General features: G+C 53.9%; 20 protein-coding genes, 4 tRNA genes, 1 rRNA gene, 1 other RNA gene and 1 riboswitch. Of the genes, 19 read left to right on the top strand and 7 right to left on the bottom strand.

The window, feature by feature from the left end; translation table 11 throughout:
• The first annotated feature begins 49 nt into the window (after positions 1-49).
• From rrf to P159_RS0117010, 8 genes are all read left to right on the top strand, one after another.
• Positions 50-166, top strand: a 5S ribosomal RNA gene (gene rrf / locus P159_RS0117050).
• A 409-nt stretch (positions 167-575) separates the two neighbouring features.
• Positions 576-651: transfer RNA gene (locus tag P159_RS0117040), tRNA-Lys, on the top strand.
• A gap of 5 nt (positions 652-656) precedes the next feature.
• A tRNA-Asp gene (locus P159_RS0117035) sits at positions 657-733 on the top strand.
• 4 nt (positions 734-737) lie between these two features.
• A tRNA-Phe gene (locus tag P159_RS0117030) sits at positions 738-813 on the top strand.
• 197 nt (positions 814-1,010) lie between these two features.
• Positions 1,011-1,577, top strand: coding sequence for a TMEM165/GDT1 family protein (locus P159_RS0117025; RefSeq protein WP_029546060.1), 567 nt, complete (start codon positions 1,011-1,013; stop codon positions 1,575-1,577).
• Between the two features lie 103 nt (positions 1,578-1,680).
• A complete protein-coding gene (locus P159_RS0117020; RefSeq protein WP_029546058.1) occupies positions 1,681-2,601 on the top strand; it encodes an LPP20 family lipoprotein in 921 nt (306 codons plus the stop codon).
• A gap of 180 nt (positions 2,602-2,781) precedes the next feature.
• Positions 2,782-3,549, top strand: coding sequence for a DeoR/GlpR family DNA-binding transcription regulator (locus P159_RS0117015; protein ID WP_029546056.1), 768 nt, complete (start codon positions 2,782-2,784; stop codon positions 3,547-3,549).
• Positions 3,550-3,593: 44 nt separating this feature from the next.
• Positions 3,594-5,561: an LTA synthase family protein gene (locus P159_RS0117010; protein ID WP_080706042.1), complete on the top strand. Its 1,968-nt coding sequence runs from the start codon at positions 3,594-3,596 to the stop codon at positions 5,559-5,561.
• Between the two features lie 42 nt (positions 5,562-5,603).
• On the opposite strand, the gene P159_RS18880 is transcribed toward P159_RS0117010, so the two are convergent.
• Together P159_RS18880 and P159_RS0117000 are read right to left on the bottom strand one after the other, a co-directional pair.
• Positions 5,604-6,155 carry a Uma2 family endonuclease gene (locus P159_RS18880; RefSeq protein ID WP_037377083.1) on the bottom strand — a complete coding sequence of 184 codons (552 nt, stop codon included), beginning with the start codon at positions 6,153-6,155 and terminating at the stop codon, positions 5,604-5,606.
• Between the two features lie 80 nt (positions 6,156-6,235).
• The gene (locus tag P159_RS0117000; RefSeq protein ID WP_037377082.1) at positions 6,236-8,080 is read right to left on the bottom strand and encodes a phosphoethanolamine transferase; all 1,845 of its coding nucleotides are present in this window, start codon (positions 8,078-8,080) and stop codon (positions 6,236-6,238) included.
• Between the two features lie 281 nt (positions 8,081-8,361).
• Here P159_RS0117000 and P159_RS0116995 point away from each other — a divergent pair, with 281 nt between their 5' ends.
• On the top strand, positions 8,362-10,626 hold the full coding sequence (locus tag P159_RS0116995; protein ID WP_029546049.1) for an anaerobic ribonucleoside triphosphate reductase: 2,265 nt from the start codon (positions 8,362-8,364) through the stop codon (positions 10,624-10,626).
• 61 nt (positions 10,627-10,687) lie between these two features.
• Here the strand turns inward: P159_RS0116995 and P159_RS0116990 are convergent.
• Positions 10,688-10,776, bottom strand: a tRNA-Ser gene (locus P159_RS0116990).
• A 160-nt stretch (positions 10,777-10,936) separates the two neighbouring features.
• Between P159_RS0116990 and nagE the strand changes: the two genes are divergently transcribed.
• Positions 10,937-12,340: an N-acetylglucosamine-specific PTS transporter subunit IIBC gene (nagE, locus tag P159_RS0116985; RefSeq protein ID WP_029546047.1), complete on the top strand. Its 1,404-nt coding sequence runs from the start codon at positions 10,937-10,939 to the stop codon at positions 12,338-12,340.
• Positions 12,341-12,374: 34 nt separating this feature from the next.
• Positions 12,375-13,547: an N-acetylglucosamine-6-phosphate deacetylase gene (gene nagA / locus P159_RS0116980; RefSeq protein ID WP_029546045.1), complete on the top strand. Its 1,173-nt coding sequence runs from the start codon at positions 12,375-12,377 to the stop codon at positions 13,545-13,547.
• Between the two features lie 112 nt (positions 13,548-13,659).
• Here the strand turns inward: nagA and ssrS are convergent.
• Positions 13,660-13,833, bottom strand: a non-coding RNA gene (gene ssrS / locus P159_RS20090) — 6S RNA.
• Between the two features lie 234 nt (positions 13,834-14,067).
• Here ssrS and P159_RS0116975 point away from each other — a divergent pair.
• Together P159_RS0116975 and P159_RS0116970 are read left to right on the top strand one after the other, a co-directional pair.
• Positions 14,068-14,382: a hypothetical protein gene (locus P159_RS0116975; protein WP_029546043.1), complete on the top strand. Its 315-nt coding sequence runs from the start codon at positions 14,068-14,070 to the stop codon at positions 14,380-14,382.
• 54 nt (positions 14,383-14,436) lie between these two features.
• Complete coding sequence (locus tag P159_RS0116970; RefSeq protein ID WP_029546041.1) at positions 14,437-15,222, top strand: hypothetical protein; 786 nt, start codon at positions 14,437-14,439, stop codon at positions 15,220-15,222.
• Here the strand turns inward: P159_RS0116970 and P159_RS19695 are convergent.
• The 3 genes from P159_RS19695 to P159_RS19690 form a co-directional block, all read right to left on the bottom strand.
• Positions 15,219-16,652: a hypothetical protein gene (locus tag P159_RS19695; protein ID WP_051650441.1), complete on the bottom strand. Its 1,434-nt coding sequence runs from the start codon at positions 16,650-16,652 to the stop codon at positions 15,219-15,221. The two genes, P159_RS0116970 and P159_RS19695, sit on opposite strands and share 4 nt — an antisense overlap.
• Before the next feature lie 149 nt (positions 16,653-16,801).
• Positions 16,802-16,978: riboswitch (cobalamin riboswitch) on the top strand.
• A gap of 284 nt (positions 16,979-17,262) precedes the next feature.
• Positions 17,263-18,552, bottom strand: a complete 1,290-nt coding sequence (locus P159_RS0116960; RefSeq protein WP_029546037.1) for a site-specific integrase — start codon at positions 18,550-18,552, stop codon at positions 17,263-17,265.
• A 280-nt stretch (positions 18,553-18,832) separates the two neighbouring features.
• Positions 18,833-19,177: a helix-turn-helix transcriptional regulator gene (locus tag P159_RS19690; protein ID WP_051650440.1), complete on the bottom strand. Its 345-nt coding sequence runs from the start codon at positions 19,175-19,177 to the stop codon at positions 18,833-18,835.
• 370 nt (positions 19,178-19,547) lie between these two features.
• Here P159_RS19690 and P159_RS0116950 point away from each other — a divergent pair, with 370 nt between their 5' ends.
• Genes P159_RS0116950 through P159_RS0116930 form a run of 6 tightly spaced genes read left to right on the top strand, consistent with a single transcriptional unit; the run spans position 19,548 to position 21,603 of the window.
• Positions 19,548-19,739 carry a helix-turn-helix domain-containing protein gene (locus tag P159_RS0116950; RefSeq protein WP_185753779.1) on the top strand — a complete coding sequence of 64 codons (192 nt, stop codon included), beginning with the start codon at positions 19,548-19,550 and terminating at the stop codon, positions 19,737-19,739.
• Complete coding sequence (locus P159_RS0116945; protein WP_029546032.1) at positions 19,739-20,086, top strand: helix-turn-helix domain-containing protein; 348 nt, start codon at positions 19,739-19,741, stop codon at positions 20,084-20,086. The genes P159_RS0116950 and P159_RS0116945 overlap by 1 nt, the downstream gene beginning before the upstream one ends.
• Positions 20,087-20,145: 59 nt before the next feature.
• A complete protein-coding gene (locus P159_RS20825) occupies positions 20,146-20,409 on the top strand; it encodes a hypothetical protein (protein ID WP_185753778.1) in 264 nt (87 codons plus the stop codon).
• Positions 20,324-20,824, top strand: a complete 501-nt coding sequence (locus tag P159_RS0116940; RefSeq protein ID WP_185753777.1) for a hypothetical protein — start codon at positions 20,324-20,326, stop codon at positions 20,822-20,824. Before P159_RS20825 ends, P159_RS0116940 begins: the two co-directional genes overlap by 86 nt.
• Before the next feature lie 3 nt (positions 20,825-20,827).
• Positions 20,828-21,028 carry a hypothetical protein gene (locus tag P159_RS0116935; RefSeq protein ID WP_029546028.1) on the top strand — a complete coding sequence of 67 codons (201 nt, stop codon included), beginning with the start codon at positions 20,828-20,830 and terminating at the stop codon, positions 21,026-21,028.
• Positions 21,029-21,030: 2 nt separating this feature from the next.
• The gene (locus P159_RS0116930; protein WP_029546027.1) at positions 21,031-21,603 is read left to right on the top strand and encodes an N-acetylmuramoyl-L-alanine amidase; all 573 of its coding nucleotides are present in this window, start codon (positions 21,031-21,033) and stop codon (positions 21,601-21,603) included.
• Positions 21,604-21,687: the final 84 nt, after the last annotated feature.

The following is a 21,687-nucleotide window of genomic DNA, read 5'->3' as shown; positions in this document are numbered from 1 at the left end:
AAAGTAATTCTTCTGTATAGTTTTGAAAGAGCAATCTTTCAACTGAATATCTGGTGGCGATGCCTGAATGGATCCACCTGTTCCCATTCCGAACACAGTAGTTAAGCATTCAGAGGCCGAAAGTACTTGCCTGGAGACGGGCTGGGAGGATAGGAAGCTGCCAGTTAAGCGAAGGCACCCTGCGGGGTGCTTTTTTGTTGCTGGCACTGCTGGTGGGCGTTCGGGGCATGGGCATGGCAACGCTTCACTTGGAATTTTACCATAGAATCTAAGCTCCCACTGCGCTTTGCTCTGCTTCGCAGAGCGAAGCTTGTGCTCACTAAGATTTATGGTAAAATTCCACACGTTCCGCTTATGCCATACCCATGCCCCTCACTTACTGGCGAGTGAAAATTTCAGTGTCAGGTGATTGCCGAGTTGCAGGCTGAGGGAAGCAGTAACCTCACTTACTGGCGAGAGAAAAAAATCCATGTCAAAGCATTGACAGGTAGGGGCAAACCCTCTATAATAATTACCTGTGAGTGACGTACTACCTGATTCAGTTTAGATCTACCAGCTTTCCTAGATGCTCACATGGTTCACTAGCTCAGTTGGTAGAGCACCTGACTTTTAATCAGGTTGTCCCGGGTTCGACCCCCGGGTGAGCCACCAAATATGGCCCGGTAGTTTAGTTGGTTAGAACGCCGCCCTGTCACGGCGGAGGTCAGGGGTTCAAGTCCCCTTCGGGTCGCCATTATGCCTCGGTAGCTCAGTTGGTAGAGCAGGGGACTGAAAATCCCCGTGTCAGTGGTTCGATTCCGCTCTGAGGCACCACTTTTTAAAGATAATCCGCTTAGGCGGATTTTTTTTATTATGAAAACCCAAGAAATCAAATCCGAAGGACGCAGATTGATTGGCTGTTTTCGTTTAAGGGCAGAGCGACACGAAGTTAGTCCCTTTAGGGATGCAAAACTTTGTTTTGCACGAAGTTTGTATGTGTATTTATTTAGGAAAGCAGAGGTAAGGCAAGAGTGGAAGCATTGTTATCTTCTTTTGGGGTGGTGTTCCTGGCCGAGATGGGGGATAAGACCCAGTTTTTGGTGATGGCCTTTGCGGCCAAGTATCACTGGCGACCTGTACTTGGGGGAATGTTTTTGGGCATACTGGCTGTTCATTCCCTGGCGGTGGCAGCGGGTAATGTGGTGGGCAGTTACCTGAGCCCGGAGCTGATGCAGGGGGTGGCAGGAGCAGCTTTCCTCTTATTTGGCTTCTGGACTCTGCGGGCTGAGGATGAGGATGAAGAAGCTCACGACTCTGTGCACAGCCCCCTATGGACCGTGGCAGCAGCTTTCTTTGTGGGGGAGATGGGGGACAAGACCCAGTTTGCCGCTATGACCATGGCGGCGGCCTATCCCAGTTGGCAGCTGGTACTTCTGGGAGCTGTGCTGGGCATGGTGCTGGCTGATCTCATGGGGGTTATCTGTGGGGCTATTCTCCATAAGAAGCTTCCTGCCAAGAAGTTGCAGATTCTGTCTGGCGGCATCTTCCTTTTCTTTGGTGCAGCAACCCTGTTTCAGTTAGCATGGACAACCTTTTGAAATTTTAATCGAATTTTAATTTACTTTTTTGAAAAAATGCACGATAATATAAATGTAAGGAGAATGTTATCTTAATCAACTATTTGAAATGGGGTTGAAAAGGATGAAGAAGTTCAGGCATATCTTTGGCATGATGAGTATGATGGCGCTGATGCTGGTGATGTTGACAGCTTCGGCTTTTGCTGCAACTAACTGGGATAGTGCTGTAGTGACGGCAGAGGGGACTGGCGTAGCTCCTGCCAATGCCTACAACTCTGTACAAGCCCGCATGCTGGCCCGCAGGGCAGCTATCGTGGATGCTTATCGTCAATTGGCTGAGCAAATCAAAGGTGTCAATGTAGATGCTGATACCACGGTGGAAAACATGATGGTCACCAGCGATGTGGTACGCACTCATGTAAGTGCCCTGGTGCAAGGCGCCCGCATAGTGGAGGAAAAGACCCTGTCTGAAGGCGGCTACAGCGTTACCCTGCAGGTGCCTATGTTTGGCGTTTCCAACTCGCTGGCTAGCGCAGTGATCGAGCGTCCTCAGACGAAGGCGGCCTTCCCCGATGTGGTGGGGGGGGTAGAGCCTTCTGTGCCCCGTCCTGCTACTGACTATGGTTATCCTTCCCTGCCATCCACGACCGTACATTCTACCCAGCCTGTTTATGGCAAAGGCAGCTCTGCTTCTGCCGCTCCTTCCGGCCGCGCCATTGGCGGCTATACGGGGCTGATTGTTGACTGCCGTGGTTTGGGGCTGAAGCCCGTCATGAGCCCGGTGATCAAGAACGCTGAGGGCACTCCCATCTATGGTTACAAGAATCTCGATTATGATAAGGTCATTTCCAATGGCATGGCTGGCTATACTACTGATATTGCCAGGGCTTCCCGTGCTGGCAGCAATCCGTTGGTTGTGCGTGCAGTGAGCCTTGATAACCACAATGGCAATCCTGTCCTTTCCGTGGCAGATGCCAATCGCGTTCTCATTGAGAACGGTGCCACCGGCTTCCTTGATACTGCCAGCGTTGTCTTCCTGCGCTGAGTTTATTTCACTAAATATGAGAGCATCCTGCGGGGTGCTCTTTTTGTGTTGAGGATAATTTTCTCTCAGGTCTTGCGAAGTTGACTGACGTTTAGTACAATATTGATACAACAAGAGAGAATAAGAACTCCCTTACTTCTAAATGAGCGATTAGAAACTATAGAACAGGAGCGTGCAAGCATGTTTTTGGAAGAACGTCAGGAAATCATACTACAGATGCTGGCTCAGGATGGCAAGGTCCGGGTCAGGGAACTCAGCGAGAAATTCAAGGTCACTGAGGATTGTATCCGCAAAGACCTTGGCTCCCTTGAGAAGCAGGGCAAGCTGAAGCGCACCTACGGCGGCGCTGTGCGTCTGCGCGAGAACAGCCACATGGTGGAGGTGAGCAAGCACCGCCACACAGATGTAGAGGCCAAGCAGCGCATTGCCCAGGCGGCTGTGCGTCTGATTCATGAGCATGATATGGTGTTCCTGGACATTTCCACCAGCAATTTGGCTATTGCAGAGCTTCTGGTGAAGTCCGAGCGTGATATCACCGTGGTCACCAATATGATTGACATTCTGGTGGTACTGGCCCGCAATCCCAAGATTCGCGTGGTGTTCGCCGGCGGCAAGATCAACAAGAGCCGCGATGGCTTCTGGGGCGGCATGACTCTGGATTTCATCTCCCGCCTGAAGCCGGATATTGCCTTTGTGGGCGCCGTAGGGGTGGATGTGAAGGAGAACAGCGTCTCCACTTACGATATTGACGACGGCATCAACAAGGCCGCCATTATCCGTCACAGCAAGAAGGCTTATGTGGTGGCAGAGGCCCGCAAGCTCTCCACTGATGGCAATTACAACTATACCACCCTGGACACCCTCTCAGGCCTGATAACTGACTCTCTGCCGGATAAGGATATTCAGGAGGCTGCTGATTCCTATGGCGTGGAGATTATCCTGCCGTGAAAATACCAGCTTTCTTAAGCTGGAGGGAATTTCATAGCGTTACTATGAAGGGACTGAAGGTATTTTTCTTTTACCTGGCAGTCCTTTCCCTTTTTCGGCTTATCTTTATGGCAGGGCTTCATGAATATCTGGGAGAAGGCTCAGGAATCAGCGATGTCTATGCGGCTCTTTTGCGTGGCACAAGGCTCAGCATGCAGACGGCAGGGGGGCTGACTTTGGTCAGTCTGGTGCCTGCTCTCACTGCCCATTATCTCCTGCCCTTTTGGAAGAAAGCAGAGTGGGGGCTGTGGCTCTCTCTGAACGGCCTGTTGCTTACGGCCCTGTCCATTCTCTTTGTGGCGGTGTTCCCCTATTACCGCCTGTTCCACGCCAACTACAATCAGATGGTCTTCAACGGGGTAAATGATGATATAGAGGCCCTGTTCTGGACTTTCGTGCAGCAGTATAATCTGCCCGTGCGCCTGACAGGGGCGCTGCTGCTGGCCTATGCTCTCTACCGTGTCTTGAAGTGGCTGCTGGAGACCAGGGAAGAACTGATTCAGCCGCAAGGCTGGCCCCTGCCTCTGCGGTATCTTCTGCGGACGGCTTATTTGGGGCTGTTGTATTTGGTGAGTCTCTTGGGCATCTTTGGCGGCAGCTTGGGGTGGCAGACGGCAGTGGACTGGGAAAACGCCGGTGTCACCAAGGATGAGTTTTTGAACGAAGCCATCCTGGACAGCCCTCAGGCCATCTATCGGGCTTATGAATTGAATCGCAGGATGCTGGCCTGCAACGGACTGAACTTCACTACGGAGGATATCCGCCTGCTGGCGGCTTATATTTCGGGGCGGCCTGCAGATTCTGACAATCTGGACGACTATTTGCATAGAAAAGCTCAAGGCGCAACGGTGGCCAAACCACGGCAGGTGTTCGTCATTCTGTCCGAGAGCCTGGCCAACTGGCCCTTGCTGCCGGAGTATGACTATCTGCCTGTTGCATCGGATTTGCGGGCTTTGATGAAGCAGGAGGACGCGGACTACTGCCCTGCTTTCCTGCCCAATGGTGCCAGCACCGTTTCGGCAGTGACGGGGGTGGTGACAGGCTTTGCTGATGCCAATCTCTACCTCACCACCATGCCAGAGTCTTTTGCTGCTCCTTATCCCACGGCGGCGGCGCCTCAGATGGAGAAAATGGGCTACGAGACAAATTTCTGGTATGCAGGCCCTGCCACTTGGGAGAGAATCGGTGCCTTTACCAAGGCACAGGGCTTCAGCCATTTCTACAGCCGGGGGGATTTCGGTGAAGTTCCCGGCAGCGTCTGGGGCTGTGAGGACGAGTGCCTTTATGCCAAGGTGCTGGAGGGAGTGGCCAGCGACAAGCCCTCCTTCCATGTGATTCTCAACGCTTCCAACCATTCCCCTTACGATGTGGATGTGGAGGCCAAGGGCTTTCCCAAGGAAAAGGTGAGAGAGGCCCTGCCGGAGAATCTGAGTCAGGATGAGGAGCTTTTGCGGGAGCTGGGCCACTATTGGTACGCTCAGCGGGAATTGGCAAAGTTTGTCAAAGAGGCAAAAGAGAAATTCCCGGACAGCCTTTTCATCATCGTGGGTGACCACGGGGACAGATACAATCTGGAAAAACAGCCAAAGACATATGAAAGGTATGGGATTCCTTTCATTGTGGTGGGCAGAGGAATACACAAGGGCACCCTGTTGAAGGATTCCGCAGGCAGCCAGATAGACATCATGCCCACTATCTATGAACTGATTGCACCGCAAGGTTTTGAGTATATGGCGTTAGGTTCAAGCCTTACTACTACCAATAAAAAGGGCGTGAACTACGGCTTCTTCATAACCAGAAATGCCATCGGCAAAGCCGATACCGTGCCTTTGGTGCCAGAGCCGCTGGTGGATAGCCTGCCGCAGATAGACGACCAGGCCATGCAGGATTACTGCAACGCTATCAGGGCGATATCTTGGTACAGGCCGAAATATGGGGCAATACTTGACGAGGAAAAATTAAAGGACAGATAAAAAATAGCTTTCGCACGTTTGGTAATGTGCGAAAGCTATTTTTTAGATTTCAAATATATCCTTGACAGGAATTTCCAAGTCACTATACAGGCTTATCTTCAAGCTCAGCTGTTGCTGGGCTTTTTCGTCTTCGTCCATGTAGCTCCATTCTTCCTCGGTGAAGTTGTGGTAGACGTTGTCGAGTTCGTACTTGCCGTCTTTGAGGAGATATGTTTCGATTGACTCGTCTTTGGGGTTGATAATCCAGTATTCCCTAACACCGAATCTTTCGTAAGTCTGCTTTTTGATGGCGATGTCGCGCTTGCGGGTGCTGGTGGATAGGACTTCCACTACGAAGTCAGGGGCACCCTTGATACCGCGATGGGTAATTTTGTTTGGGTCGCAGACCACAATCAGATCGGGGATAAAGTAGTTGTCTTCATCGAAATCAACGCCGATTTCGGTGAACAGCTTGCAACGTTTGCCTTTGAGAAAGTTGAAGATGATAGCAGAAAGGTTTCTTTGTATGGCGATGTGTTTGGTATTGGCAGGACTCATATCATAGACAGTACCGTTTATGAGTTCGCTTTTCTGGTAATCCGCTAAGGCTCGCATTTTAGTCACCTCTTAACTTCTTTGAGTGAAACTGTCAGAATTATCCTTGCCTATATCATATCCTAATTGAACATATCCAGTCAAGGTGCCTGTATTGGCGGTGCGGGGGGCATATCGGTCATGTCCTCTGTCAGCTTTCTCTGCCCCAGCATGGTGGTGAGATTATCTCTGTTGTATGCGTAGCTGCGGCTGGCGAAGTCCTGGTATGGTTCGTAGCGGTCGGAGGGGGCGTTCAGGAGGCCGCTGACGGTGTCGTAGAGCATGTCATTGGTGAAATATTCATTCTGGTGTTCCCTGAGGGCCTGGGTGCGGCCCGGCAGGGCCTGCTGGTAGGCGGGGGAGAGGTAGATGAACATGGGGATGCGTACCATGTCGAAGCTGAAGACATCCGGGTTGTGGGAAATCTCCAGATTTTCCCCGTGGTCGGAGAAGTAGACCATGGCCTGCAGGTTCAGGTTCTTCTGGGCATAGGCAAAGACCTGGGAGAGGATGTGGTCGGTGTAGAGGATGCTGTTGGCATAGGACTCAGTGGAAGTCACGGTGGACTGACCTTCTGCGGTCTGGAATTTGCTGAAGGCAGAAGGATAGCGGTTGTTGTAGTAGATATGGCTGCCCATGACATGGAGCACCACGAAATTGTTCTTGGTGGGGTCCAGCTGGGAAAGGTACGGCAGCAGTGCCTCATCGTACTTGTCCGTGAAGGTGTAGGAGTCATCTGTCCATTCGGCATGGTCGGCAGTCTTGGCCACCAAAGTGATGGCGCTGTCGTACTGGCCGTAGCGGCCCTGATTGCTGAACCACCAGGTTTCATAGCCAGCCTTTTTAGCCACGTCGATGATGGAAGCAGAATTGAAGAACTCCTTGCCGTTGTACTGGCTCTGCTCTGTGAGGGCCCGCTGCAATACGGGCACCGTCTGGGACCAGGAGGCGTAGACATTGCGGAATAGCAGGAAATTGTCATTCTCTGCCATGGAGGAAAGCCAGGGGGTGTCTTCATAGGGGAAGGCAGGAGTGTAGGCTTTCATATAGTTGCGGGAGGCGGATTCGCCGATGACGAAAATCACGGTGCCGGGGGCTTTGGCAGCCAGGGTCATGCTCTGGTCGATGGAAAGGCTGTTCAGCCTTTCGTCATGGCCCAGCCCGTATTCCTGGGTCTGCTTCACATAGGTGTCCACATCAAACCAGAGGCTGGCGATGGAGGACTGGGGCAGGTAGACGGACAGAACCCACATGGCACCAATCACCAGGAAGGCCAAAGCTCCCATGCGGCCTGCTGTAGTGTCCTCCTCCAGCTCCCTTGCCAGCCGCAGATGGCATTTGTAGCAGAAATAAAGGAAGGCAAAGAGGGCGGCGAGGATGGCGAGAGCCGGCAGCACGCCGATATTGGACTGGATATAGTCCAGGCTCTCATGGTAGTTGGTGAGATAGAGGGCCATCAGGGAAGCGGGGGACAGGCAGTGCCAGACTGTGCAGTAGTAGATATACTGAATCAGGGGCACCACGATGCCCACGAAATTCAGCAGGGACATGAAAACGGCAATGGTCTTGTGCCAGCCCAGCCGGAAAAGAGAACTCTCCAGGGAGGTCAGCAGGACAAAGAGGGCGGTGCCAATCAGGAAGTCGAAGCAGATCATGGACATATACCAGCCCTGATTGTAAGTCCAGGTGTAGAGCAGGGGGAAAGCCGAGCACCATAAGAGCCCTGTCAATAGATTGGGCAGGGCGGCTTTGGAGAACAGGGGAATGCGGCTGCCGTACTGCATCAGAATCAGGACGGCTATGACGGGAATCAGTATGGGCATAAAATACTGGGCGCCCATATCCTGGCCAATGTCGATGTAGAAGGCGATGAGGCAGAGGAAATAGGCTCCGGCGGCCAGGGTCCAGCGGATGAAATTGTCCTGGCCGGTGGTGGTAATCTGCATAATATATCTTCCTTTTTGTCGAGTTATTTTCATAGGAAATAATCCAGATTTTATTGTACTGTAAAAGTGTGAGAAGTCAAGCCATAGAAGCTGATTCAGGAAGTTGGGGCAGGGATTTTTGGTAACATTGGGCATTGCTATCCGGGGCGTTCTCTGCTACAATATATTCCTGTTGAGATTTGTTAGAAACACAATATATAGTGAAAGGTAGGGAGACGGGACACGCATATAGTATGGGGCAGGGAGGCCCTGTGCTGATGGGGCGTGCCCTTCGCAGCAGCATGAACCTAAAGACAGTGACCAAGCGTTCCGGGCTTATCGTTGATTATGACAGGTCAAAGATTCGCAATGCCATTGCCGGTGCCAACAGGGATTCTGTCCAGCAGATGAGCGAAAAAGATATCGACGCTGTGACGGAGCAGGTAGAGCGCGTCGTAGCGGACCGCGATTCCATCGGTGTGGAGGAAATCCAGGACGTGGTGGAACAGGAACTCATGAAGTTTGACTTCTATGAGGTGGCCAAGAAGTACATCACCTACCGCCAGAAGCATACTGAGCGCCGCAAAGCTCAGAAACACCTGATGGAAAGCTATCGGGATATTTTCTTTGCCGATGCGGTGGACTCTGATTTGAAGCGCGACAACGCCAACATCAATACTGACGCTTCCATGGGCATCATGCTGAAGCTGGGTGCCGAGGGTGCCAAGCACTTTGTGGACAACTATGTGCTGGATGAGGAGTTCCGCGAGGCAGACAAGGAGAACTGGATTCATATCCATGACAAGGACTTCTCCCTTATTACCTTCAACTGCTGCCAGATTGACCTGCTGAAGCTCTTCAAGGGGGGCTTCTCCACGGGGCACGGCTTCCTGCGTGAGCCCAACTCCATCCGTGCCTATGCAAGCCTTGCCTGCATTGCCATCCAGAGCAACCAGAACGATATGTTCGGCGGACAGAGCATCAACTGCTTTGACTTTGCCATGGCAGAGGGCGTGAAGAAGTCCTTCCGCAAGGCCCTGCTGGATGAGGCCTATCGTGCCCTGCGCTACCGTTGTGGCCTGGTGGGCAGGGAGACGGAGAAGGAGTTCAAGCGGCTGCTGAAGGAGAAGCTGGACTTTGAAGTTTGCTCTTATGAGGAGAGCCGGGAGGCTAATGCTGCCCATTACGATGCAGCTTTGAATGAGCTGGGGCGTGCTCTCAATGAGACTGTCTCTGCCATGGTGAGCCTGCCTGCCGGGGAGCTTGATGTGGAAGTCATCTATCAGCTGTCCTGCGAGGATGTGGTGGAGGAGACCCATCAGGCCATGGAGGCGCTGATCCACAACTTCAACACCCTGCACAGCCGTGCTGGTGCCCAAGTGCCCTTCTCCTCTATCAACTACGGTATGGATACCACCCCTGAGGGCCGTTTGGTGACCCGGGAGGTGCTGAACGCCATCTGGGCGGGACTGGGCAACGGGGAGACCCCGATTTTCCCCATTTCCGTGTTCCAGCTCAAGGCCGGGGTGAACTATAACCCCGATGACCGCAACTACGACCTCTTCATGAAGGCCTGCAAGGTCAGCGCCAAGCGCCTGTTCCCCAACTTCGTGAACCTTGACGCACCCTACAACCTCCAGTATTACAAGGAGGGGGACTATAATTCCTATGTGGCAACCATGGGCTGCCGCACCCGGGTCATGAGCAACGTCAATGGTCCGGAGGAATCCGGCAGCCGCGGCAACTTTGCCTTCACCACCATCAACCTGCCCAAGATGGCTCTGGAAGCCAAGGGTGATATGGAGACGTTCTGGGAGCTTCTGGACAAGTACATCCAGGTCAGCCATGATTATTTGCTGGCCCGCCTCAGTGTCATTCAGCAGAAGCATGTTTATAACTACCCCTTCCTTATGGGGCAGGGGGTCTGGATGGGCAGTGAGAACCTGCGTCCCGAGGACAGCATCAAGGAGGTGCTGAAGCACGCCTCCTACTCCATTGGCTTCTGCGGTCTGGCCGAGTGCCTGGTGGCCCTTACAGGCAGCCATCATGGCGAAAGTGCCGCAGCTCAGGAACTGGGGCTGAAAATCGTGGGACACATCAGGGAGAAGACTGATGCGTACAGCAAGGCAGAGCACATGAACTGGACCTGCTTCGGTACCCCTGCCGAGTCCACTGCCGGACAGTTCCAGCGTTCCAACCGCAAGAACTATGGCGTCATCAAGGGAGTTACTGACAGGCCCTATATGACCAACTCCAGCCATGTGCCGGTGTACTATCCCATCAAGGCTATCGACAAGATCAAGATTGAGGCGCCCTACCATGCCCTGGAGAATGCAGGCCATATCGCCTACATTGAAATGGACGGCGACCCCACCAAGAATGTCAAGGCTTTCGAGGCTGTGGTGCGGGCTATGCACGACAACGACATGGGATATTTCTCCATTAACCACCCCGTTGACCGTGATCCCGTCTGCGGCTATACGGGCATCATCGAGAATGAGTGCCCCCATTGCCACCGCAAAGAGGTGGAGACGGGCAGCTTCACAATCAAACGAATGAAGAAATGAAAAATGGCACTGAACTTCGTAAAAAGAGGTTCAGTGCCATTTTGTTTTTTGCGCACAAAAATGGCGGAGAGGGTGGGATTCGAACCCACGGTGCCTTGCGACATCACCGGTTTTCAAGACCGGCTCCTTAAACCACTCGGACACCTCTCCGCAATATTCATATTGTAGCAGGTAGGCGCAGGTTTGTCAAATTGTCCTTTTACTTGACAGATGTCATACGTCTTAGTAAAGTAGAAGTGACAATCGTAATATTGAAGATATGCAATCTGCCTGAGGAAGGGCAGTATTTAGAGGATTTAGGGGGGATTCTATGGGAAGTTTGTTCAAGAGGCTTCAGGAAATCGGCAAGGCGCTGATGCTGCCCATTGCTGTGCTGCCGGCGGCAGCTCTTTTGCTGCGTCTGGGAGCACCTGATGTTTTGGACATTCCTTTCATCACCAAAGGCGGTGGGGCGGTCTTTGACAACCTGCCCCTGATTTTCTCCATCGGCATTGCTGTGGGTATAGCCAGGGATAACAGCGGGGCTGCTGGCCTTTCTGGCGGTATTGGCTATCTGGTGCTGGTGGGGGCCATGGGGGCGATTGATGCCGAACTCAATATGGGAGTTCTGGCGGGAATCATTTCCGGTCTTGAGGCAGGTTATCTCTATAACCGTTTCCACAAAATAAGACTGCCAGAATTTCTGGGTTTTTTCGGCGGTGCCCGCTTTGTACCGATTGTAACTGCAGCCGCTTCCATTTTGCTGGCCTTGTGTTTTGGGACGGTCTGGGGGTCCTGTCAGGCAGTGATACAAGGCGTAGGTGAATGGATTATTGGCGCTGGGGCTGTAGGAACCTTTGTCTACGGCGTCTTGAACAGGCTGCTTATTCCCATGGGCCTGCACCATATCCTCAACAGCTTTATCTGGTTTGTTTTTGGGGAATATACCACGCCGGCTGGCGTGGTGGCCACCGGTGATCTTAACCGCTTCTTTTCCGGGGATCCCCATGCAGGTATGTTCATGGCGGGCTTTTTCATCATGATGATGTTTGGCATGCCGGCGGTGGCTCTGGCTATGTACTATGCAGCTCCTGCGGACAGGAGACCCCAGATTGCAGGGGCGCTGGCATCAGTGGCTTTTACGTCTTTCCTGACGGGCATTACGGAACCCATCGAATTCATGTTCATGTTTATTTCCCCGCTGCTGTTCGGCATTCATGCGGTGCTTACGGGGCTGGCCATGGCTGTGACCTATAGCTTTGGTATCCTGCACGGTTTTGGCTTTTCGGCAGGCTTCATAGATTATATCCTCAATTATGGCTTGGCTACCAGACCGCTCTTTATCCTGCCCCTCGGTCTGGTCTTTGGGGTGGTGTATTATGTCACTTTCAGCTGGGCAATCAGGCATTACGACCTGCCCACTATCGGGCGCTATGAGGAGGAAGAAGGAGAAGCCTTGCAGGAGCCAGCCAAGGCAAAGGATATTGAGACAGAGGAGCGCCGCCATGCCAGGCAGGTAGTTGCCGCGCTGGGAGGCTTTGAGAATCTCCTGACCATAGGCAACTGTGCTACCAGGCTCAGGCTGGAGGTGGCTGATCCTGCGGCGGTGGACGAAAAGGCCTTGAAGGCACTGGGGGCCAGAGGAGTTTTCCGGGCAGGGAAAAATCTACAGGTGGTAATTGGCACCCAGGTGGAATTCCTGGCAGGAGAAATGAGGAGTTTGAAGAATAGCTAAATAAGGTGTTGAGCAAAAGGCAGGAGGAGAGTCAATGTTAGCAATAGTGAATGGCAGGCTTATCCTGCCGGATGAGCGCGTAGGGGGCCATTTTGAGGCTATTTCCGGACTGGCCCTGCTGATAGAGGACGGGCGCATCAAGGATGTGGTGCCTGAGGTGCGGCTGCGGGCAGATTATGCCAAGTACCAGACCTGGGATGCTGGCGGGCGTTATGTATCTCCGGGCTTTATCAATATCCATATCCACGGCTGCTTTGGGGCAGATACCATGGACAAGAAGCCCGAGGCCATCAAGACCATGTGCCAGAATCTACCCGCTCATGGCGTGACTTCCTTCCTGCCTACTACCATTACCGCTTCCATGGATGATATTCAGGCAGCTTTGGATCGGGTGAGGGATTTCATGAAGAATCCCTGGCTGGCCAGGGGGGCAGAGGTGCTGGGGGCCAATATGGAAGGGCCCTTCATAAGTCCTGCCCACAGGGGAAGCCATCAGGTAAGGCATGTTGTCCCCGCTCGTTTCTCCCTGGTGGAGCCTTATGCTGATGTGGTGAAATATATCACGGTTGCCCCTGAGGAAATGGACGGCTTCAGCTTCGTGGATAAATGCCGGGAGGCAGGCATTATCGTCTCCATAGGCCATAGTGGCGCCATCTACGAGGAAGCGGTGGATTTCTTCCAGCAGGGAGTGTCCCATGCTACCCATCTCTACAATGCCATGAGCCCCCTGCATCACAGGGAGCCGGGGGTAGTGGGGGCGGTGCTGGATGTGGATAACGTGGTGGCGGAACTCATCACTGATGATGTCCACTGCCATCCTGCCGCCCAAAGGCTGGCCTGCCGTCTGAAGGGGGACAAGCTGGTGCTCATTACCGATTCCTGCCGGGCCTGCGGCCTGGGGGACGGTGTCTCAGAGCTGGGAGGACAGCAGATTTACGTGGAGGGCGGTCTTGCCACTCTGGCTGACGGCACCATTGCCGCCAGTGTAGCTTCCATGAATGAGGTGGTGCGGAACTTTGCCCGCAATACAGGCCTTAGTCTTCCCCGTGTGGTGGAACTGGTGACCAAAGTTCCTGCCCAGGAACTGGACTGCCTCTGGCAGCGGGGCGTATTGGAGCCGGAGCGCCTGGCCAATATCACGGTGTTTGATGATGATGTGAATATCTTTGCCACCTTCGTGAGAGGGCAGCTTTGTTATGGCAGCTGAAATAGGAAGATAAAAATAAGGCAGACAAGCCGCCGAAAAGGCGGCGGGTCTGCCTCATTTGTTTTTAGATACGCGAAGAGGGACTGCCGCATGCAGCAATCCCTCTTCAAAGCAGGGGTCCAAAATGCCGTTCGCTTTAAATGTCTAAAACCTGCGGATAGCAGGTGGGTGCCCTAAGCCTGACTTCAGCATTTCGCCGTGGCGAACCTCCACCAGGATCAAATCGGATTCCCTATGAAATATGTAGGTTAGACATTGTTAAAGCCCGCGCACATTCCAGGCTTGTCCTTCTTTATTGGTATGATAGCACAAAAAAACACGCCTTGCAAGACTTGACAAGCCTTGAAAAGGCAATATTAGAAAGAAAAATATAAATTTTTCCCAGATTTTTACGATTTGCAAGGCTATATAGCTGCCTGGCCTTTTTGCCTGTGGCAAAACTTGAACTATGGCCTTGAGTTGCGCTATAATAAGGAGGATAAAAGAGAAATTTGATCTTACGCATAAAGGAGAAATCAACATGGCAGTTACCTACAGCGTAGCCATCAGCTACGGCAAGGACCTGGGCTGGATAGATTACGATGCAGAGGCCAAGAAGGCTACTGTAAACCTGAATAACGAAGAAGGACGCAAGCTGACGGAGGAATATCTGAACCAGACCCACGAAATCAACGTGCCGCATCAGACCCTCATGGACTTCACGGCAAAGACCGTTGATCCCCAGGCTGACGAGGAAAGCTTCAAGCTGGCACTTACCCGTCTGTGGAACAAGACCAAGGTACACGTGGACTGGTCCAGGCCGGTAGACTATGTAAAAAAGAATCCCCGTTATTGATTTCAAGGCAGGCAGATTCCTTTGGGAATGCCTGCCTTTTGTGGAGATGAAGCTATGGCTGTAAAAGCACCAAATCCACCCACGCTGCCCACACCTCCCACGGTGCCAGGGGTGACGCTCTCTGAGGGGGGCTCTGTAACCCAGTCCAATGCACCTCCCGCTAATGGAACGACCAGCAAATCCACGGATAATGAGAAGCAGATGGAGGAGCAGGCTAAGGAAGCTGTGGTAAATGGCAGCGGCGGGCTATCCCGCACTACGCATAAAAATCCCACGGCAGAGGCCAAGGCAGCCAGGGAGGCACAGCAAAGCGGCCAGAATCAGGCTCAAGCCACCATTGACACAGGCCGCAGCCAGGCCGCTCAGGCGGCGAATCTGGGGGGGAGTGGAGGAGTTCCTCAGGAAAATGGCAGGAATTTGCAGGGACAGGAAACGGAGGCTGCTTCCCTGCAGGCCAATCCTGCTCCGAAGTTTGACTATCAGGGGCTCACCTATTGGCTGCCCATGCTGGTGGCGGCCTTTGTGGCAGCTGCCTTGCTGGTGAAGAAATTCCTGCACCGGCAGGGTCGGAAGGGCGAGCTGACCAGGGCAGATATAGAGGCTGATGTTTTGGGGGCAGTTGACAGCCGGGAACTGCGGGGGCTCACTCCGGATGAGGTGCTGGCAAGACTGGCCGTTGAAGAACAGCCCCCACCGACCAGGCCGACTGCACCTGCCAGACCGGCAAAGCTCAAGCCCAAAGAAGCAGCCTCTGTCCCCAAGGCAAAGAAAAAGCCTCCTGCTCCTGCCAGGGCCAAGGCGCCTGAGGAGGAGAGGAAGCATTTCGAGGTGCGTATTTAATTTGTTTTTGCCTGGGCCTTTTGCCATTTGGCAGCAGCACGGTCAGCCAGATGCTTGGCTCTGGCCAGCTTGGCACTCTGCTTGCGCCATAACTGCCAGAGCTGTTTTTCCAGTGCATCCCGCTCTGTATCAGCTGCATCAATCCATTCAAAGAGTTCCTCTGCGTCCTGCAGGGGGCCTTTTTTTTCGTTAAAGCTGGTGACGGCGGTGTCGTTTCTTTCAAAGGCTGTTTTCAAATCCTGAAACTCCGGGGTGTCTGCCTTAGCAGTGCAAAGGCGTAGATAATGGGCAGCGTGGCCCTTGGGGGAGTACATTTTGATAAGTTCCTGGGTTTCAGCATCTATCCGTTCATATTCGGCCTGCTTGTCGAGATAATCCTGGTACTCTTTGGTATCATGACTGCTGGAAACAGGCTGGCTAGTGATGACGCTGGGGGATTTTTCGTCATTTGCAGCCAAAGACTGGTTGCCTGCATTCAGAGAGGCGGCTGCCGGATGATTTTCAGCGGCTTCTTCTATGACGGCTTTTTCTTCAATGGCTGCAGTTTCCTTCTGCTCTGGAGTGACTGCAGGGGAAAGCGCGGCTTCGGTATCCAGCAAAGGTGCATAGAGGGAAGCAGAATTGGGGTCCGGGCGTCCGTCTGGCAGTGTCCAGCCGAAGCGGGCATAATCCCTGGCAAGACCGGTCACAGGTTCGTAAGCCTGGGCGGCAAAGATGCTGTCGCTTTTACCTGCAACTCCCATCGCATACAGGTAGGGCTTATAGATGGCCTGGTCGGCAGAGGCTGCCAGCTGCAGGGCCAGGCTGCCGGAGAGACCCTCGCCGCTGACTACGATGCGGTTGGTGTCCCCTGCAGGCAGGCTGCGCTGATTGCGGCGCAGGTAGCGGATGGCTGCCTTGTAAGAAAGGATGGGCTGGGGCGCCTTGCCCAGGCGTTCGCTGGCAGGCGGAGTGAGGCTCTGGGCGGCAGGGACTGCGACCACATAGCCGTGTGCCAGGGCCAGCAGGGCGAGATTGGGCTGGCCACTTTCGTTGCTGGCATCTGCCGGGGCGTCAAAAGTTCCCTCTGCTGCTCCATCTGCGGCCAGGGGCATGAAGATGGGGGCGGTTTTTGCGGTGAAGCGTCCTGTGCTCTTTTTCTGGAAGTAGGCTTCAGGAATGTAGATGTTCAGCTGTTCTTTATAGTCAGCAACAGGGTAAGCTGTGTAGTGGCAGCCTTCAAAGGCGCGGAAAGCCACGGGCTGACCATGCAGATTAAGTGTTTCCCGGGTGTAGCTGTCAGCATCGAAGTTCAGGTCATAGAAGGAAGGGGCAGCTGTTTCTGTGGAAGCTGCCGTGACGTCTTCGGCAGCCCAGGCAGGAATGGAGGAGAAAAGCAGGGAGAAGGTCAGCAGTCCTGCTATTTTTTTCTTGTTCAGATATTTTCGCATATTGAAAGTCCTTTCAAGCCCGTGAGCTATTTTTCATTATAGAACAATAAAGATTATACACTTTTATGGGGATTTTGTCGCGGGAAAATCTTTGCCTTTGGATTGACAATGGTTTTGACGAATGATATGATTAGTCCTGTAAATGAAAAGAGAATATGTTTGGATTGGGTGTCAATGACTTAATAGGGAAGCCGGTATAAGCCGGCGCGGTCCCGCCACTGTAACAGGGAGCGTTTCGCAAAGTATGTCACTGGGGGAAACCTTGGGAAGGCGCGAAGATGCTATGAACTGGAGCCAGGAGAACTGCCCAATCAACAGTCACCGCTTGACCTGCGAGCGATGGGGATGGGGACTTTGCGACATTCGCTAGATATAGCCGGGAAAGACCCGGCAGTACATAGAACTGAATGTTTTTGGCAGAGCCCTTCTTCCCCGCCGAAGAAGGGCTTTGTGGCGTGATTAGCAGTGTCGGAAGGTTTTTCCTTGTGGGGATTCCCATGGGGAGAAAGTTGCTCATACATTTCATTCAGTTCTATTAGCTGCTATTTTTGCGGCTGCCCCGGAGTGATAACCGGGGCTATTTTTTTTTTGACTTTTTGGGCTTGTACTGTCACTGTACTGTCACGGGTGTGGGAGTTTTTTCTGATGTTTTGTCGGTTTTTCCCATGAGTTCGGTGAGGCCTTTTTCCAACCACTGGCCGACTTTTTCCTGCTGGGCTCCTTCGTCGATGTGGGTGTAGATGTCCATGGTGATCTTGATGGAGCTGTGGCCCAGCTGTTCCTGGATGTCCTTGAGGTCGAAGCAGTCGGAGTTTTTCATGCGGCTGGCCATGTCGTGGCGGAGCATGTGGAAGGTGGAGCCTACGCCCAGCTTCTTGCGGATGCGGAGAAAGTAGTTGCTGAGGATGGTGGGGCGGATGGGGGTGCCGTCCCATTTGGTGAAGATGAATCCCTGTTCCTGCCAGTTGGGCACCAGCAGGCGGTGCTCAAGCTGGATTTTGCGGTAGCGCTGGATTTCCTGGCAGTAGTAGAGGGGGAGGGCCAGGATCCTGTTGCCCCGGGCGGTTTTTGTGTCGCCTAGGCAGACAGGGGGACGTGGTTCTCCCTCTTTTTTGGTGCCTGTGTAGAGGGCGTGGCGGATGTGGAGGGTGCCGCCTGTGACTTTGTTGCTGGCGTCGCGGGTGAGGGTGAGGTCTTCCCAGCGGAGGGCCAGAAGTTCGCTGAGGCGGGCACCGGTGATATATTCGGTGAGAATGAGCCAGTACCAGCAGTAGTAGACGTCACTTTTGTGTTCAAGGATTTTCTTCCAGTCCCCGGCGCTGGGCTTGACGAAGCTGCGTTTCCGGGGGCGTTTCGGCAGTTCGAGGTTTTCGGCGGGGGAGTAGCGCAGGAGGTGGCATTTCACGGCCCGCTTCATCATGGAGGTCATGAGCAGGCGGAAGATGGAGGCGGTGCGATATTTGTCCCGCAGAGGGCCGAAGATGATGGCCTGGATGTCCATTTCTGTGAGTCTGGAGAGGGGAATCTGGCCAAGGGCGGGGATGGCGTGCTTCGTCAGAACGCCCCGGTAGAGTTTCTGGGTGCTGGGGCGGACTTTGGGGATGACGTAGACGGAAAGCCATTTTTCAATCCACTGCCCGGTGGTCATCTTGTCTGCTTCAAGGCTTTCGGCAAAGGCGTATTTTTCCTTGAGCTGGGCCAGGGCTTCCAGCGCTCCCTGCTGGGTGTGGGCGTACTTGAATTTGCGGATGGCCTTGCCCTTTTCGTCATAGCCCAGACGGATGCAGGCGGCCCAGAGGTTCCGGGCCTTCATGAAGTAGATGGTTCCTTCGTGGTCGGCGCGTTTGCCGCCGCGTTTTTTGGTGGTTTTCTTTTTGAGGTCGCTAAGATTGGTTGTCATTTTCCTTCCACTCCTTTGATGTTCAAAGTGAGCTTCGGGAACGGTGTGATGTTTCTTTTTTGTGGATAAGTCTGTGGAAAAGCCTGTTTACAAGCTGTGGATAAAATGTGGATAACTTCGGTGTGGGTACATTTGCGGGTACTGATTCGGGTACACTTTCGGGTACAACTGCGGTTCTATTATATCCGCTGTGGACGGGGAAAGCCTTGCGGGGCAAGGGCTTCTGGGCTTCCTAAGATATAGAATAAGACATAGACAAAGACTTTTAGTAACCGTAAGGTCAGCTGCGTTTCTTTTCCAAGAGTTCGTCGATGAGGGCCAGGACGATGTTCCGGGATTTTTCGGACAGGCCCCCCATGCGCTCCATGAGTTCTTCGGCAGCCTGTTTTTTGGACACGCCCAGGAGGTAGTCTGCGCTCACGCCGAAGAAGTCCGCCAGGACGGGTATCTTGTTGATGGGAGGCAGGGCCCTGCCCTGTTCCCAGTTGGCATAGGAGGCCACGGCCACGCCGCAGGCTTTGGCCAGGTCGTTCTGGCGAAGGTCGCGGCTTTCGCGCAGTTCCTTGAGGCGCTTGCCGAAGGTGCTGCCGTAGCTGGCCTTTTCTGGTGAGTCTTTTTCGTTCAAGGTTTGCACCTCACTTTCTTTGCTGGTCCCACCCTTTGAGGCGGGGAGTGTATTCCTTGCTTACATTGTAACACAAGGCGGTACAAAAAGCTATTTGTTTAATAAATTATAGCAAGTTAGACTAGACAAAAGGGAACAATGGTGCTATTATCATAGCTAGTGAAGCTAATAAAAGCCTATATGAGTAGCAAGACATACTATACAACAAACCAAAAGCAAGGGCGGGGCGTTCATCTGAGTGTGTACGTTTGTTTTTTCAGCCTGAGAAATAAGGTCGTAGCCATGTGTACAATATCTAAGAAAATAAGGATTGTTGTGTAGTATGAAAGGACAACTTTAGTTTCACTGTTTCGGGAAGGGTGTGATTTCTGTGGAAGATGAAAAGATTTTGCTGACGGTGAAGGAGTTTGCGGCTCTTTCGGGGCTGGGGGTGAACTGTGTGCGGAGCCTTGTGCATGTGGACGGCTTCCCTGCCCTGAAGAATGGCAGGAAGTACATGATTCATCGCCGGGCCGCCTCTGACTGGCTGGAGCAGCAGGCCCGCTGCGCTTCGGTGGGCTGATGGATACGGTGGGCGGGTGGCTGAATGAAATCCGCTATTTCTACAAGCGTCAGGTGGCAGCTCCTATCTCACCTCACGCCCAGGCGCTCTGGCATTGGCTCATGTGGCGGGCCAACAATGTTTTCTGGCAGTTTCCGCTGCGGCTGTCGGTGCCGGAGATGGCCGGGGGCACGAAGATGAGCACGGCCATGGTGAAAAGGGCCAGGGCGGAGCTGGTGCAGGGAGGGTATCTTTTGCATGAGGCTTACGGGGGCAACCGTGCCGGGGGCTACTGGCTCATGTCCTGCGTGTGCCCCGGCAAGGCGCTGGCGGCAAAGTGCAGGATCAAGGAAGATGAAAAGGATTGAGAGGAGGTATGCGGTTGGAAATGTGTTTTCACGGGGGATACTAGAAAAGAGGGATACCAATGTTTTCAAAGGCTGACCCGGAGCTTGTCGGGGCTGATTTGATGGAAAGTCTTTTGCTGCTTTGCATGGCAGATTCGTCCGCTGTCTTTGAGCTTGATGAAAGAGGCGCGGGGCTTGATGGGAAATGTATCGTCCGCCGCGGGGATTCTGCGGCAGAGAGGAAGGGAGATGGCGGAAATGGGGAGTGCGTTGCAGGCAGGGGCGGAAGTCCCCGCAGGGCTGGTGGAAATGCGGCTGGACGCGGTGCAGGTGCTCACCCTTGACCGGGCGCTGGGGAAAGTGCCGGGGCGGGGGCTTATCCGTGCCAGCTGGTACAGGCTTGGCCTTGAGCACAGGCGGGAGCTTATGTCGGGAAAGCCTGTAGTGCTCACACTGCCCGCCCTGATGGGGGCGCCGCCCAGGGGATTGGGCGTGTTGCCTGACCTCAGGGCCGAGTGGCTGCCTGTCTTTATCCATGCGCTGGAGCAGGACGGAGAGGAGCGGCTGGCAGGGCTTCTGAGGGCGGTCTATGAGGCCGTGGCGTGGGGCTATGCGGAGGAACTTTATTTCTATGACGGTATCTTTGACCTTGCCACCATTGGAGGACGGCAGAGGATTCAGAGGCGGCAGAGGGTCATGGAGGAAATGCACGGTCTGCCCGCTTTGCCTTGCGGGCAGGGACTTGTGAAGGGGGCCTAAACAATGCTGTCGGAGAAAGCGGAAAGGCTTTTGCAGGATTTTCGGAAGAACGGGGGCGGGGCGCTGATGGAGTGGGAGATTCTGAAGCGCACGGGGCTGTCCCACGGCACCTTCAGCACTGCCAGAAAGGAGCTGGTGCAGGCGGGGCTGCTGGTATTGGGCAAGGACGGGAAGCAGACGGTCTACACGCTGAGGGAGGGCTGAGCATGAAGGTGTTCGTGAATCCGGGACACGCCCCAGGCGGGGAGCCTGACCCGGGGGCGGTGAATGGAGAACTGGGCCTGCGGGAGTGCGACCTTGCCCGGGCCATCGGGGAACGTGCGGCAGAGTTTTTGGAAATGGCAGGGTGTGAGGTGCGCTTGCTCCAGTCACATAATCTGGCGGGAGAAAGCCCGGGCTACCAGAATGTGACGGAGTGCGCCAACAGCTGGGGGGCGGACCTCTTTGTGTCCATTCACTGCAACGCCTCCAGGCTCCACAACGCCAGGGGCTTCGAGACCTTCTGCTATGACGCCGACGGGGAAGGGGGCAAGGCGGCCTTCTTTATCCAGCAGGAGATTTTCAAAGGAGTGCGGCCCTTCGACCCGGGCTTTTGGGACAGGGGGGTGAAGGTTAACCGCAGCTTTGCCGTGCTCAGGTGTACGGTCATGCCCGCGGTGCTGGTGGAGACTGGCTTTATCGACAACCCGCAGGACGCAAGGCTGCTGGTGGAGCACAGGGAGGAATTTGCCGCCGCCATCGCCAGAGGGGTGACGGACTGGGGGCAGGTCAAGGCTTGAAGCACGGGGGCGCAAGGCCCCTTTTTCCTTGCCTTTTCATGGGCAAAGTCATAGAATATAGGTAACGAAACAGGAGGAACCCAC

The sequence above is a fragment of the Selenomonas sp. AB3002 genome (genome assembly GCF_000702545.1).
GTDB lineage: Bacteria > Bacillota > Negativicutes > Selenomonadales > Selenomonadaceae > Selenomonas_B > Selenomonas_B ruminantium_A.
The sequence above is the reverse complement of the archived record's forward strand: the minus strand, read 5'-3'. Positions and strand labels throughout refer to the sequence as shown.